Source organism: Streptomyces sp. SLBN-8D4, assembly GCF_049739545.1.
GTDB classification, from domain to species: domain Bacteria; phylum Actinomycetota; class Actinomycetes; order Streptomycetales; family Streptomycetaceae; genus Streptomyces; species Streptomyces canus_C.
This window is the reverse complement of record NZ_JBMGQC010000001.1, coordinates 874083-888307: the sequence shown is the minus strand read 5'-3', so window position 1 is coordinate 888307 and position 14225 is coordinate 874083. Positions and strand designations below refer to the sequence as shown.

The 14225-nt window shown below is 71.3% G+C and carries 10 protein-coding genes; 6 read left to right on the top strand and 4 right to left on the bottom strand.

The features are described 5' to 3' along the window. Window positions 1-34: 34 nt before the first annotated feature. Window positions 35-1606, top strand: coding sequence for a phytoene desaturase family protein (locus RKD20_RS04030; RefSeq protein ID WP_424876424.1), 1572 nt, complete (start codon window positions 35-37; stop codon window positions 1604-1606). A gap of 21 nt (window positions 1607-1627) precedes the next feature. Here the strand turns inward: RKD20_RS04030 and RKD20_RS04025 are convergent, their stop codons facing one another. Continuing rightward, the gene (locus RKD20_RS04025; protein ID WP_424883141.1) at window positions 1628-2440 is read right to left on the bottom strand and encodes an SDR family NAD(P)-dependent oxidoreductase; all 813 of its coding nucleotides are present in this window, start codon (window positions 2438-2440) and stop codon (window positions 1628-1630) included. Between the two features lie 54 nt (window positions 2441-2494). Here RKD20_RS04025 and RKD20_RS04020 point away from each other — a divergent pair, with 54 nt between their 5' ends. From RKD20_RS04020 to RKD20_RS04010, 3 genes are all read left to right on the top strand, one after another. After that, window positions 2495-3346: a helix-turn-helix transcriptional regulator gene (locus RKD20_RS04020; protein WP_424876423.1), complete on the top strand. Its 852-nt coding sequence runs from the start codon at window positions 2495-2497 to the stop codon at window positions 3344-3346. Between the two features lie 116 nt (window positions 3347-3462). After that, on the top strand, window positions 3463-4572 hold the full coding sequence (locus RKD20_RS04015) for a nitronate monooxygenase (protein WP_424876422.1): 1110 nt from the start codon (window positions 3463-3465) through the stop codon (window positions 4570-4572). Further along, a complete protein-coding gene (locus RKD20_RS04010) occupies window positions 4569-6122 on the top strand; it encodes an acyl-CoA synthetase (protein WP_424876421.1) in 1554 nt (517 codons plus the stop codon). Before RKD20_RS04015 ends, RKD20_RS04010 begins: the two co-directional genes overlap by 4 nt. Window positions 6123-6125: 3 nt before the next feature. Here RKD20_RS04010 and RKD20_RS04005 read toward each other — a convergent pair whose 3' ends face one another. Further along, window positions 6126-8522, bottom strand: coding sequence for a penicillin acylase family protein (locus RKD20_RS04005; RefSeq protein WP_424876420.1), 2397 nt, complete (start codon window positions 8520-8522; stop codon window positions 6126-6128). 63 nt (window positions 8523-8585) lie between these two features. Here RKD20_RS04005 and RKD20_RS04000 point away from each other — a divergent pair, with 63 nt between their 5' ends. Further along, window positions 8586-10082, top strand: coding sequence for an acyl-CoA synthetase (locus RKD20_RS04000; protein WP_424876419.1), 1497 nt, complete (start codon window positions 8586-8588; stop codon window positions 10080-10082). Window positions 10083-10086: 4 nt separating this feature from the next. Here the strand turns inward: RKD20_RS04000 and paaK are convergent, their stop codons facing one another. Next, the gene (paaK, locus tag RKD20_RS03995) at window positions 10087-11382 is read right to left on the bottom strand and encodes a phenylacetate--CoA ligase PaaK (RefSeq protein WP_424876418.1); all 1296 of its coding nucleotides are present in this window, start codon (window positions 11380-11382) and stop codon (window positions 10087-10089) included. A gap of 209 nt (window positions 11383-11591) precedes the next feature. Here paaK and RKD20_RS03990 point away from each other — a divergent pair, with 209 nt between their 5' ends. Continuing rightward, entirely contained in the window at window positions 11592-12311 is a 720-nt protein-coding gene (locus RKD20_RS03990; RefSeq protein ID WP_424876417.1) for an alpha/beta fold hydrolase, read from the top strand. Here RKD20_RS03990 and RKD20_RS03985 read toward each other — a convergent pair. Continuing rightward, complete coding sequence (locus tag RKD20_RS03985) at window positions 12289-14091, bottom strand: sulfatase (protein ID WP_424876416.1); 1803 nt, start codon at window positions 14089-14091, stop codon at window positions 12289-12291. The genes RKD20_RS03990 and RKD20_RS03985 overlap by 23 nt on opposite strands. Window positions 14092-14225 lie beyond the last annotated feature (134 nt).

Genomic DNA, 14225 nt, shown 5'->3' with positions numbered 1-14225 from the left:
GGCCGACCTAGATCGCCACGTGTTACGAAGAACCATGCCTGCACACGAGGGACTCCACCGCCGCTACGACGCCGTCATCGTCGGCGGAGGGCACAACGGACTGGTCGCCGCCGCCTACCTGGCCCGGGCCGGACGGTCCGTACTCGTCCTTGAGCGGCTCGGGACCACCGGGGGAGCCGCGGTGTCCACGCGGCCGTTCGCCGGGGTGGACGCCCGGCTGTCGCGGTACTCGTACCTGGTCAGCCTGCTGCCCAAGAAGATCGTCCGGGATCTCGGCCTGGACTTCCGCGTCCGCACCCGCAATGTCTCGTCGTACACCCCCGTGGAACGCGACGGGAGGCCCACCGGACTGCTGGTCGGCGGCGGCGAGCGCCGCACCAGGGATGCCTTCGCCCGGCTCACCGGCGGCGAACAGGAGTACCGGGCCTGGCAGCGGTTCTACGACATGACGGGCCGGGTGGCCAAGCGGGTGTTCCCCACGCTCACCGAGCCGCTGCCCAGCCGGGACGAACTGCGCCTGCGGGTGGACGACGAGGAGGCGTGGCGGGTCCTGTTCGAGGAGCCGATCGGTGTGGCGGTGGAGGACCGTTTCGCCGATGACCTGGTCCGGGGCGTGGTCCTGACCGACGCGCTCATCGGCACCTTCGCCGACGCCCACGACCCCTCCCTCAAGCAGAACCGCTGCTTCCTCTACCACGTGATCGGCGGCGGGACCGGCGCCTGGGACGTACCCGTCGGCGGCATGGGAGCCCTCACCGACGCCCTGGCCGGCGCGGCACGGCAGGCCGGCGCGGTCCTCGCCACCGGACACGAGGTCGTCGGGATCTCCACGGACGGCGGCTCGGCCGAGGTCACGTACCGCACCGCCGAGGGCGAGGGCACCGTCACGGCCCGGCACGTCCTGGTCAACGCCTCCCCGCGGGAACTCGCCGCGCTCACCGGCGACCAGCCCCCCACGCCCGCCGAGGGCGCCCAGCTCAAGGTCAACATCCTCCTCAAGCGCCTCCCGCGGCTGCGCGACAGCGAGGTCGATCCCCGTGAGGCGTTCGCCGGCACCTTCCACATCGCCGAGGGGTACCAGCAGCTGGCCACCGCCCACGCCGAGGCCGCCGCCGGCCGTCTCCCCACCGCCCCGCCCTCCGAGATCTACTGCCACTCCCTCACCGACCCGACGATCCTCGGCCCGGACCTCGTCGAGCAGGGCTACCAGACCCTCACCCTGTTCGGCCTGCACACCCCGGCCCGGCTCTTCGACCGGGACAACGACGCCGTACGGGAGGAACTCCTCAAGTCCACCCTCGCCCAGCTCGACGCCCACCTCGCGGAGCCGCTGACCGACTGCGTGGCCACGGACGCGGACGGCCGGCCCTGCATCGAGGCGAAGACCCCGCTCGACCTTGAGCGGGACCTGCGGCTGCCCGGCGGCAACATCTTCCACCGCGAACTGTCCTGGCCGTACTCCGAGGAGGGCACCGGGCGGTGGGGCGTGGAGACGCGGCACGCGAACGTGCTGCTGTGCGGGGCGGGCGCGGTGCGGGGCGGCGGGGTGAGCGGGGTGCCGGGGCACAACGCGGCGATGGCCGTGCTGGAGGAGCTCGGCGGCTGAAGGCCCCGCCCGTCCGCACCCTCAGGCCCGGCTTCCGCCGTCGACCTGGAGCACCACCCCTGTGACGTACGAGGCCCGGTCGCTCAGGAGCCAGGCCGCGGCCTCGGCGATCTCGGCCGGGTCGGCGCCGCGGCCCAGCGGGGTCTGCGCGACGAGCTGCTCGACGATGCCCGGGGTGGCGGCCTCCCAGTCGTCGATCATCTTGGTCAGCGTCCCACCGGGGGCGACGGCGTTGACCCGGATGCCCTCCGGGCCGTACGTGGCGGCGGCCGACGCGGTCAGGCTGTTGACCGCCCGCTTGGCGGCGCCGTACGCGGGCAGCCAGGGGTTGGCCATCAGGCTGCCGATACTGGAGTTGTTGACGATCGCGCCGGTCCCGGCGGTGGCCCGGATCGCGGCGATCTCGGCGTTCATCGCCAGCCAGGGGCCCTTGAGGTTGACGGAGATGACGTGGTCGAACTCGGCCTCGGACAGCTGGTCCATCGGCCCGGGCTGCTGGATCGTCGCCCCGTTGTTGAAGGCGACGTCGAGCCTGCCGTACAGCTCGACGGCCCGGTCCACGGCGGCGCGGACGCTCGCCGGGTCGGCCAGATCGCACCGGACGTACTCGGCGGTGCCGCCCGCGGCACGGATCTCCTCGGTCACCGCCTTGAGCTGGGCCTCCGTGCGGGCCGCGAGGACAACGCGGGCGCCTTCGCGGGCGAACAGCCGGGCGGCCGCCGCGCCGATGCCGCGTCCGGCGCCGGTGACGAAGGCGACCTTGTCGGCGAGCAGAGCAGGGGTGGTCATGGTGTGGGTCATGCCGACGAGCCTGCTGCCGGCGGCCGGGCTCATCCAGGCACCGGCGGTACCTGGCTGGGCCTTCTCGGCACCCCGCACACTGGGAGCGTGGACCGACGAGAACTGGCCGACTTCCTGCGCAGCCGGCGCGAGCGCATCACCCCCGCGGACGTGGGGCTGCCCGCCGGAGCGCGCCGCCGCACCCCGGGTCTGCGCCGCGAGGAGGTGGCGCAACTGGCGTACATCTCCACCGAGTACTACACCCGGCTGGAGCAGGCCCGCGGACCCCGTCCGTCCCTGGAGGTCCTGGCCCAGGTCGCCCGCGCCCTGCGCCTGTCGGACGCCGAACGCGACCACCTCCACCATCTCGCCGGCACCCCACCCGGCCCGCCCCCAGGCCCCTCCCGCGAGGTGCGCCAGAGCATCGTCGACCTGCTGCACCGGCTGCCGCAGGCCGCCGCGATCGTCATCTCGGCCGCCCACGAGGTCATCGCCTGGAACGACCTGGCCGCGGCCCTCATGGAGGACTTCTCCGCCCTGTCCCGCCGCGACCGCAACCTCGTCCGGCGCGTCTTCCTCGGCCCGCACCCGCACGGCCGGCGCCTGTACGGGGTGTCGGACGGGGAGGAGTTCGCGATCTCCTCGGTCCAGCACCTGCGTGCCGCCTCCGCCCGCTATCCCGGCGATGCCGAGCTGACCGGCCTGGTGACCGAACTCCTCGACGGCAGCGAGGAGTTCGCCACGCTGTGGGCCGCCCACGACGTCACGGCCAGTCCCACCCTGTGCAAGACCTTCGACCACCCTGTGGTCGGCCGGGTCGTGGTCAACTGCGACGTCCTGGACATCGCCGACCGCGACCAGCGGGTCGTGATCTACACCGCCGCTCCCGGCTCCCCCTCCGAGGAGGCGCTGCGGCTGCTGTCGGTCATCGGCACCCAGCGCCTGGATGTCCCCGGCTGAGCCGTCGGTCATCGTGGAACAGTATCCGGCGACCCGGAACCGGCGACCCGACCTGAATCTGACGGAGCATCAGAAAACCTCTTCCGTCGTCCGGAGGTCTGCGGCATCCTGCGGCCATGCAGACGGAGCTGAGCAAGAAACTGGGAGTCGAGCACGCCGTCTTCGGCTTCACGCCGTTCCCCGCCGTCGCCGCGGCCATCAGCCGGGCCGGCGGCTTCGGAGTGCTCGGTGCGGTCCGCTACACGGCCCCCGACGAACTCAAACGCGACCTCGACTGGATCGAGGCCCACGTCGACGGCAGGCCGTACGGCCTGGACGTCGTCATGCCCGCCAAGAAGGTCGAAGGGGTGACCGAGGCGGATGTCGAGGCGATGATCCCCGAGGGGCACCGGCAGTTCGTCAGGGACACCCTCGCCAAGTACGGCGTGCCCGAACTCGCCGAGGGCGAGGCGTCGGGGTGGCGCATCACGGGCTGGATGGAGCAGGTCGCCCGCAACCAGCTGGACGTCGCCTTCGACTATCCCATCCGGCTGCTCGCCAACGCCCTGGGCTCCCCGCCCGCCGACGTGGTGGCCCGCGCACACGAGCAGAACGTCCTCGTGGCGGCGCTCGCGGGCAGCGCCCGGCACGCCGTGAAGCACAAGGAGGGCGGCATCGACATCGTGGTCGCCCAGGGCTACGAGGCCGGCGGCCACACCGGTGACATCGCCTCCATGGTCCTCACCCCCGACGTCGTCGACGCCGTGGACCCGCTGCCCGTGCTGGCGGCGGGAGGCATCGGCAGCGGTCAGCAGGTGGCGGCCGCACTGGCACTCGGCGCCCAGGGTGTGTGGCTGGGCTCCATATGGCTGACCACCACCGAGGCCGAACTGCCCTCGCCCAAGCTGATCGAGAAGCTGTTCGCGGCCGGCTCCGGCGACACCGTCCGCTCCCGCGCGCTGACCGGGAAGCCCGCCCGCCAGCTCCGTACGGAATGGACCGACGCCTGGGACTCCGCCGACGGGCCCGGCACCCTGCCCATGCCCCTCCAGGGCTTGCTGGTCGCCGACGCCGTCTCGCGGATCCAGAAGTACGAGGTGGAACCCCTGCTGGGCACACCCGTCGGCCAGATCGTCGGCCGGATGACCAGCGAACGCAGCGTCCAGGCCGTCTTCGACGACCTCACCCGCGGCTTCGAGGAAGCCGTCGATCGCATCAACCGCATCGCCGGAAGGAGCGGCCAGTGACGAGCACACCTCCCGCGGGCTTCTGGGCCCAGGCCGCGCAGGACCCCTCCCGCACGGTCCTCGTCGCCCCCGACGGCTCGTCCTGGACCGCGGGGCGCCTCCTGGCGGCCGCCAACCAGCTCGTGCACGGCCTGCGGGCCGCCGGCCTCGAACGCGGCGACGCCTTCGCCGTCGTCCTGCCCAACAGCGCGGAGTTCTTCACCGCCCACCTCGCCGCCAGCCAGGCCGGTCTCTACCTGGTCCCGATCAACCACCACTTCGTCGCCCCCGAGATCGCCTGGATCGTCGCCGACTCCGGCGCCAAGGTGCTCCTCGCCCACGAACGCTTCGCCGACGCGGCCCGGCAGGCGGCCGACGAGGCGGGCCTTGCCGCGACCCACCGGTACGCCGTCGGCGAGATCGAGGGCTTCCGGCCGTACGCCGAACTCCTCGACGGGCAACCGGAGTCGACGCCCGCGGACCGTGAACTCGGCTGGGTCATGAACTACACCTCGGGGACGACGGGCCGCCCGCGCGGCATTCGGCGGCCCCTGCCCGGCAAGCGGCCGGAGGAGGCGTACCTCGGCGGCTTCCTCGGCATCTTCGGGATCCGGCCCTTCGAGGACAACGTCCACCTCGTCTGCTCGCCGCTCTACCACACCGCCGTCCTGCAGTTCGCGGCCGCGTCCCTGCACATCGGCCACCCGCTGGTCCTGATGGACAAGTGGACGCCGGAGGAGATGCTGCGGCTGATCGACGCCCACGGGTGCACCCACACGCACATGGTCCCGACCCAGTTCCACCGTCTGCTGGCCCTGCCCGAGGAGGTCCGGGCACGCTACGACGTCTCGTCCATGCGGCACGCCATCCACGGCGCCGCCCCCTGCCCCGACCATGTGAAGCGGGCGATGCTCGACTGGTGGGGGCCCTGCGTGGAGGAGTACTACGCGGCCAGCGAGGGCGGCGGAGCCTTCGCGACGGCCGAGGACTGGCTGAAGAAGCCGGGGACGGTCGGGAAGGCCTGGCCCATCAGCGAGCTCGCGATCTTCGACGACGACGGCAACCGGCTGCCGCCCGGCGAACTCGGCACCGTGTACCTGAAGATGAACACGGGCGGCTTCGCGTACCACAAGGACGAGGCCAAGACGAAGAAGAACCGCATCGGCGACTTCTTCACCGTCGGCGACCTCGGCCTCCTCGACGAGGACGGTTACCTCTTCCTGCGCGACCGCAAGATCGACATGATCATCTCCGGCGGGGTCAACATCTACCCCGCCGAGATCGAGTCCGTCCTGCTCCAGCACCCGGCCGTCGCCGACGCCGCCGCCTTCGGCATCCCGCACGACGACTGGGGCGAGGAGGTCAAGGCCGTGGTGGAACCGGCCCCGGGTCACACCCCCGGGCCGGACCTGGCCGGCGACATCCTCGCCCACTGCGCCGCGCAACTCGCGGGCTACAAGCGCCCGAAGAGCGTCGACTTCATCACCGAGATGCCCCGCGATCCCAACGGCAAGCTGTACAAGCGACGCCTGCGGGACCCGTACTGGGAGGGGCGCTCCCGGCCGGTGTGAGCCTCAGGAACGGACCCGGACGATCCGCAGCGCGGGCGACGACTGGATGTCCTTCTCGCAGAACCGGGACGTCACCCACTTCTTTGCCGAGAACAGCCGGGTCTGGTCGCTGAAGTGCGGAGAGCCCGGGTTCGAGGACTGGGAGTACGTCAGCAGGGTCCGGGCCACCGGGCAGCGGCCGCCGTCCCAGCCGACCGCCTGGATGTAGCTGGACCCGGTGGTCACCTCCGTGTATCCGCCGCCCGCCGGGTCCCACACCGGCTCGACCTTGTTCCACACCCCCAGCGACTCGGTGCCGCCCGGAACGGCGATGTGCTTCCCGTTCCGTACGACGAACTGGTGCTCGCCGAGCCGGGAGTTCAAGGTGATGCCCGCCGCCCTGAGCTCGGTGACCGTGTCCGCGAGGGCCGTCGCGAACGCGGGTGAGCCGGTGTTGAGGGTGTTCGGGGTGTTCACCGGATCGGCCGTCGAGAACGGCACCTTCCACAGCTGGGGCACGGGCAGCCTCCGCCACAACCGGTCGAAGAGCAGCGCGCCCCGGCTGCCGGTGTCGGCGGTGCGGTCCCAGGCCGCGAGCACCCCGCAGGCCTCGGTGACGTCAACGGCCTTGCCGTCGCTGCCCGTCGCCGTGCCACCGGGCAGGTCCGCACAGGCCTTCGCCGCGTCCGCCGCCACGAGGTCGCCCGCGGGCACGTGGTTGGCGAACTGCTGCTTCTGAAGATCGAGCACGGTCAGCCGACCCCGCGCGGCCATCGTGGAAACGTCCTGCAGAGCGCCCCGCGTGCGCAGGGAACGCTGCGTCCCCAGCGTGCCGAAGACCCGCTCGTAACCCGTCAGCGGACGCTCGGCGTTGGCCAGCCAGGCGCTGTCGTTGGAGTTCTCCGCGTACGGCGCGTCCTTGAGCACCGGCATCTTCGCGGGCCCGAAGATGCCCGGCTGCACGGCGTCCGGGTCGCTGCCGAGGGCGCAGTCGCCGCGCGAGCCGTCCAGGACCGCCACCCCCGAGGCGGGGTAGGTGGCCCTGCCCAAGGGGGTGGAGCAGCGCTGCGCCAGCTCGTCGGTGATCCGGGGGAGCACCTGGGACTGCGTGAACAGCGTGTGCCCCCGCGAGTCGGCGGCGATCGTGTTGACCCAGGGCAGCCCCTGTGTGCGCCTCAACGCGCCCAGCACGTCGCTCGTACCGCGGGCCTTGCTGAAGCCGAGGGCCGTGTCGGAGGCGCGCAGGTTGGTGGCGTTCGGGTCGTTGAGGGCGTACGCCGTCGTGGTCGTCCAGGGCAGCGGCAGCGCGGTTCCGAGCGAGGTGACGACGGGGCCGTACCGCGTCCACCACTGGGTCCTTGTCACCGGTGCGCCGCCCTGGACGGCGACGGTCACCTCGCGCCTGGTCATCCGTTCCGGCCTGCCGTCCACGAGGTACGTGGTCGGGTCGGCCTGGTCCAGGGTGAGCTGGTGCAGGTTGAAGGGGACGCCGGTGGCCACGGTGTGGCTCCAGGCCACCTGGGCGTTGTGGCCGATGGACATCGTCGCCGAGCCGAGCAGCGAGCCGCCCGCGATGTTCAGTTCGCCGGGGATGGTCTGCTGCGACTGCCAGAAGCGGCGGCCGCCCTGCCACGGGTAGTGCGGGTTGCCGAGGAGGAGCCCGCGGCCGTTCGCCGTCGTGGCCCCGCTGAAGGCGACGGCGTTGGAGCCCATGTCGGCGGAGTCGGCCGCGAGGAGTTCACGAGCCGCGCGTGCGGTGTCCTGAGCGTCCGGCGCGCCGGTCGTCGGGGTGGTGGACGAGGGCGGCTGCGCGGCGGTGATGCCGTCCACGGCCCGGCCCTGACCGCCGAGCACGGCCAGCGCGAAGCTGCGCGCGGCCACGTCCTGGACCGACACGGGACGCACCCAGTCGGCGCCCTTGCACGCGGGGTCGGTGATCCGGTTCTTCTTCAGCCAAGTGTTGTAGCCCGCGGCGAAGCCCCGTATCAGGTCCTTCACCTCGCGGCTCGGTCCACGCGGCGCCGGCTCGGCCATCAGTTTCTCCACCGTCCCCGCCTCCCGCACTCCGCGGAAGTACAGGTCGCCGGCGAGGTTCTTCGTGGCCGAGGAGAGCGCGGAGTCGGAGGCCGCGTCGGCCCCGAAGTACCGCGAACGCTCGCCGCGCACGGTCACGAACCCGTCGGCGAGCGTGCACACCTGGTCGGCGGCCTGCGCCCACCCGGTGCCGAAGCCGAGGTCCGCGTAGTTCTTCGCGAGGATGTGCGGGATGCCGTACTCGGTGTAGCGGATGGTGGCGGACAGACCGCCGTGCGAGGGATGTTCCTGTCTGTGCTGGTCCTGCGCGGCTGCGGCCGGCAGGGTGCCGACGGCGGCGAACAGGGCGACGGCCGTGACGACGAAGCGTCTGGGGCGGGTGCGCATCGTGCCTCCCAACGTCATTGAGGGAAGGAGCGGTTGAGCGTACCAACCGGTAGGTTGTCCCGTATGACGCCTGGACACGGCAGTACGGTTGACGGGGTGCTGAGGCGCAGCGCCCGGCGCACCCCGGCGCGCGTCGCGGTGGAGTACGGCGAGCGCTCGTGGACGTACGAGGAACTCGACGACGCCGTCTCCCGAGCGGCGCGCCTGCTCCTCGACCAGGGCCTCGACCGCGGTGACCGGGTCGGCGCCTACGGCCACAACTCGGACGCGTACCTGATCGCCTTCCTCGCCTGCGCCCGCGCGGGGCTGGTGCATGTGCCGGTCAACCAGAACCTCACCGGCGACGATCTGGCGTACATCGTCGGCCAGTCGGGCAGCACCCTCGTCCTCGCCGACCCCGGCCTCGCGGGACGGCTGCCGGACGGCGTGCGCACGATGGCCCTGCGGGACTCCGCCGACTCGCTGCTGGCACGCCTCGACGCGACGCCGCCGTACGACGGCCCCGAAGCGCGCAGCGAGGACCTGGTCCAGCTGCTGTACACCTCGGGGACGACGGCCCTGCCGAAGGGCGCGATGATGACCCACCGCGCCCTGGTCCACGAGTACCTGAGCGCGATCACCGCCTGCGACCTGAGCGCCGGCGACCGGCCCGTGCACTCGCTGCCGCTGTACCACTCGGCCCAGATGCACGTCTTCCTGCTGCCGTACCTCGCGGTCGGCGCGACGAACATCATCCTCGACGCGCCCGACGGCGACCGGCTCTTCGACCTGATCGAACAGGGCCGCGCGGACAGCCTGTTCGCCCCGCCCACGGTGTGGATCGCCCTGGCCAACCGCCCCGACTTCGCCACCCGTGACCTCGGCGGGCTGCGGAAGGCGTACTACGGCGCCTCGATCATGCCGGTGCCCGTCCTGGAACGGCTCCGCGAGCGCCTGCCGAAGCTGGCCTTCTACAACTGCTTCGGCCAGAGCGAGATCGGCCCGCTGGCCACCGTCCTCGCGCCCGACGAGCACAAGGGGCGGATGGACTCCTGCGGCCGCACCGTCCTGTTCGTCGACGCGCGGGTCGTGGACGAGGACGGCAAGGACGTGCCGGACGGCACGCCCGGCGAGATCGTCTACAAGTCACCGCAGCTGTGCGAGGGCTACTGGGACAAGCCCGAGGAGACCGAAGCGGCCTTCCGGGACGGCTGGTTCCACTCCGGCGACCTCGCGGTGCGGGACGCGCACGGCTACTTCACGATCGTCGACCGGGTGAAGGACGTCATCAACTCCGGTGGGGTGCTGGTCGCCTCACGCCAGGTCGAGGACGCGCTCTACACGCACGACGCCGTCGCCGAGGCCGCTGTGATCGGCCTGCCCGACGAACGGTGGATCGAGGCCGTCACCGCGGTCGTGGTCCCGCGCGGCGAGGTCACCGAGGCCGAGCTGATCGACCACGCGCGCGAGAAGCTCGCCCACTTCAAGGCGCCCAAGCGGGTGCTGTTCGTGGACGAGCTGCCGCGGAACGCCAGCGGGAAGATCCTCAAGCGGGAGCTGCGGGACCGGTTCTCGTCGTGAAGGACTAGCGGGGGCGCAGGTCGACGATCCGGCGGATCTTCCCCACCGACCGCTCCAGGGACTCCGGTTCGACGATCTCGACGCCGACCGACACCCCGATGCCGTCCTTGACGGCCGCCGCGATGGATCGCGCGGCGGCGTCGCGGGCCTCGGGCGTGGCACCGGGCCGGGCCTCCGCGCGCACGGTCAGGGCGTCCAGGCGGCCCTCGCGGGTGAGCCGGAGCTGGAAGTGGGGCGCCACGCCGGGGGTGCGCAGGACGATCTCCTCGACCTGGGTCGGGAAGAGGTTCACCCCGCGCAGGATCACCATGTCGTCGCTGCGGCCGGTGACCTTCTCCATCCGCCGGAACACCCGGGCCGTGCCCGGCAGCAGCCGGGTCAGATCCCGGGTCCGGTAGCGGATGACGGGCATGGCCTCCTTCGTGAGCGAGGTGAACACCAGCTCACCCCTCTCTCCGTCCGGCAGGACCTCCCCGGTGATCGGGTCGACGATCTCGGGGAAGAAGTGGTCCTCCCACACATGGAGGCCGTCCTTGGTCTCCACGCACTCCTGCGCGACGCCCGGGCCGATCACCTCCGACAGCCCGTATATGTCCACGGCGTCGATCGCGAACCGCTCCTCGATCTCCCGGCGCATCTCCTCCGTCCAGGGCTCGGCACCGAAGACGCCCACGCGCAGGGAGGTGCTCCGCGGATCGACGCCCTGCCGCTCGAACTCGTCCAGAAGCGTGAGCATGTACGACGGGGTCACCATGATGACCGCGGGTTCCAGGTCCTGGATGAGCTGGACCTGGCGTGCCGTCATGCCGCCGGACGCGGGGACGACCGTACAGCCGAGCCGTTCGGCGCCGTAGTGCGCGCCGAGCCCGCCGGTGAACAGCCCGTAGCCGTACGCCACATGCACCACGTCCCCGGGCCGGGCACCGGCCGCCCGGAGGGAACGCGCCACCACGTCGGCCCACAGGGAGAGATCGTTCTCGGTGTAGCCGACAATCGTGGGGCGCCCGGTGGTGCCGCTGGAGGCATGGATGCGGCGCACATGGTCCCGGGGCACGGCGAACATCCCGTACGGATAGTTCTCGCGCAGGTCGGCCTTGGTGGTGAACGGGAACCTGGCCAGATCGCTCAGGGACCGGCAGTCGTCCGGCCGGACACCCGCCTTGTCGAAGGACTCCCGGTAGAACGGCACATGCTCGTACGCGTGCCGCAACGAGGCCCGCATCCGTTCCAGCTGCAACGCCCGCAACGCCCCGGCATCCAGCCGTTCCCCCGAGTCCAGCAGCTCCGCCGCATCCGCCATCGGAACGTCCCTTTCGCCCACCAGATCACTACGGTCGACCGATCATTCGGTCGTGGTCCTGAGGATCAGTAATCCAGGCGAGCGGGGCCGAGGCAAGAGGCCGCGCGGATTCGGGCGCCCGCCGACCGGCTGCCGCTCTTCGAGTCGGCATTTCTGCCCCGGGCAGAGCAGGACCGCAGCCGATCATCCCTCCGGATACGCTCGCCGGCATGGACTTCGTCAAGGCCAACGGCATCACTCTCGCGTACCGGTCCTGGGGGCCCGAGGACGCGCCGCCCGTACTGCTGTTGCACTGCCGTGGTGCGGACGGGGCCGACTGGAGCAGGATCGCCGAGCGGCTGGCCGGGGGAGCGCGTCCGCGGCGGGTGTACGCGCCCGATCTGCGGGGGCACGGGCGGAGCGACTGGCCGGGAGCGTACGCGTACGAGGCGATGCGAGACGACATGCTCGGCTTCCTGGCCGCGCTGGGTGTCGAGCGTGCCGACATGGTGGGCCATTCGCTCGGTGGAGCCGTCGCCTACCTCGTCGCGCAGCACGCGCCCCGTGTCGTACGACGCCTGGTCCTGGAGGACGTCCCCGCGCCGATGCCCCTCGACCCGCCTCGACCGCCCGCCCCCGCCCCGGAGACCGCCCCGCCCTTCGACTGGGCCATGCTGCGGGCAACCGACGCCCAGCGCAACGCCCCGGACCCTGTGTGGTGGGACCACATGGAGCGGATCACCATGCCCACGCTGCTCATCGCGGGCGGTCCCACCAGTCCTATCCCGCAGGAGCAGATCGCCCTGCTGGCCTCATTGATACCCACCGCCCGGCTGGTGACCGTCGGCGGTGGTCATCTCGTGCATGAGGCCAGGCCGGAGGAGTTCCTGGCAGGCGTCGTGCCCTTCCTGGACGCGCCGCCGGACCTCACTTCGCGAACGCCGTCATGAAGCGGTCGCGGAACTTGTCCATGCCCCACTCGGGCGCGTTGTCGGCGGGCTTGAGGCCGTCGGTCCAGTTCCAGTCGTCGACCCGGTCGAGCACCTTCGGGTCCTTGGCGACGATCGTGACCGGCACGTCCCTGCTGGTGGAGCCCTTGGTGACGGTCGGGACGGGCTGGTGGTCGCCGAGGAAGACCAGGACCGTGTTCTTGTCGCCGTAGCGCTGCATCCACTGGGTCAGACTGTCCACGGAGTACTGGATGGCCTTGCGGTACTCGGTGCGCACCCGCTCCTGGCTCTTCCAGACCTCTGTCGGGTTCGTGCCCTCCTTCTTGATCTGCTCGAAGATCGACCCGTCCCCGAGGTCGTTCCAGTCGATCGTGTGGGCGATCGGCGACCAGGGGTTGTGGCTGGAGGCCAGGATGATCTCCGCCATGATCGGGTCGCGGTTCTTCTTGCCGTGCTCCAGCTTCTGGAAGGCCTCCAGGCTGAACTGGTCCGGCACGGGCGTCCAGCTGAAGTAGGGGCCCTTGTAGCCGAGGTGGGTGGAGTCGTAGATGTGGTCGAGACCGAAGTACCTGCCCTCGGGCCAGGACTTGCGGACACCGGGGACGATGCCCACCGTGCGCCAGTCACCGGTCTTCTGGAAGTAGCTGGTGAGGGTGGCGCGTTTGCTGGAGGTGAGGTTCAGGTACCGCTGCTGGTTCTTGACCCACAGCCCGGACAGGAACGTCGAGTGGGCCATCCAGCTGCCGGCGCCCGTCACGGGGGACCTCAGCCAGCCGCTGCGCGACGCGAACCCGGCCGACTTGAGCGTCGCGTCGCCCTTCTTGAGCGTCGCGTCCATCTCCGGTGCCATCGCCGGGTCGTCGATCGCCACCCGGCCGTAGCTCTCGATGAACGTGAACAGGACGTCCTTGCCGCGCAGCCCGGTCAGGAGCTGGTCCGGAGGGGTGGCGGCGAAGGCGTCGACGGCGGACTCCTTCTCGAAGACCTTGGCGTCACCCAGTCCGTTGCGCACGTGCTGCACCCGGTTGGCGAGGAACTCGGTGTTGCCCTTGGTGGCGAACGAGACCCCGCCGAACTGCACGCCCACGGTGAAGCAGGTGACCCACACCGTGCCGAGGACGAGGGTGGTGCCGACGGCCTGGGGGCGGTGCCGGGACATCACGTTCGTCAGCCGTATGGTCGCCCACGTGCTCAGCGCGAGCAGGGCGATGAACAGGACGATCACCCCCGTCACCGCGAGCACCTCGCCGGTGCGGCCGAACGACTCCCTGAGCCAGTCCGTCGCGTTGCCCAGCATGATCCAGTCGAAGACCAGGTCGAACGGCCGGGCCAGGGTCTGGTAGAAGCCCATGTCGAGGAACTTCAGGACCGTGAACAGTCCGAGGAACACCCCGAAGGCGACCGCCGCGATCCGCCGTGCCCTCGGCGGCAGCACCAGGAGGACGGCCGCGATGACGATCGCCTCGACGGGGAGCCGGAAGAACGACCGGAGGTTCATGTGGTCGAGCCGGTTGGGGAAGAGCAGCACGAGCAGCACCAGAAGACCGGCCAGCACGCTCGTCCCCACGGACACACCCCTGGCCGTACGGGGGTAGCGGCGGCGCCAGCCGAACCAGCCGGGGCGAGGGGAGTCGGGTACGTCCGTGGGGAGGGCTGCGTCCGCGGGGAGGGCTGCGTCCGTGGGGAGGTGCTCATCCCCGTCCTCGACCGGCGGAGTCTCCTCCACGGCCTCCTCCGTCACCGTGTCCGGCAGTTGACGAGAGCGAGTGAAGAGCGACACCCGGTGGTCCTTCCGTGCGGTCTTGCTATGGCGTGCGGTCCTGCCACGACGGCATGACGAACAGGGCCCGCTCACCGAGCCTGCCACCACCAGTACGTTCGCACGTCACGTTCGGTTCAATCGCACGGGGGCCG

What these genes read in the sequence shown, in the direction of transcription:
- RKD20_RS04000 (WP_424876419.1), top strand. Translation starts at nt 8,586, where the DNA reads ATGACGCCTGGACACGGCAGTACGGTTGACGGGGTGCTGAGGCGCAGC.
- RKD20_RS04015 (WP_424876422.1), top strand. Translation starts at nt 3,463, where the DNA reads ATGCAGACGGAGCTGAGCAAGAAACTGGGAGTCGAGCACGCCGTCTTC.
- RKD20_RS04005 (WP_424876420.1), bottom strand. Translation starts at nt 8,522, where the DNA reads ATGCGCACCCGCCCCAGACGCTTCGTCGTCACGGCCGTCGCCCTGTTC.
- paaK (WP_424876418.1), bottom strand. Translation starts at nt 11,382, where the DNA reads ATGGCGGATGCGGCGGAGCTGCTGGACTCGGGGGAACGGCTGGATGCC.
- RKD20_RS04025 (WP_424883141.1), bottom strand. Translation starts at nt 2,440, where the DNA reads ATGAGCCCGGCCGCCGGCAGCAGGCTCGTCGGCATGACCCACACCATG.
- RKD20_RS04030 (WP_424876424.1), top strand. Translation starts at nt 35, where the DNA reads ATGCCTGCACACGAGGGACTCCACCGCCGCTACGACGCCGTCATCGTC.
- RKD20_RS03990 (WP_424876417.1), top strand. Translation starts at nt 11,592, where the DNA reads ATGGACTTCGTCAAGGCCAACGGCATCACTCTCGCGTACCGGTCCTGG.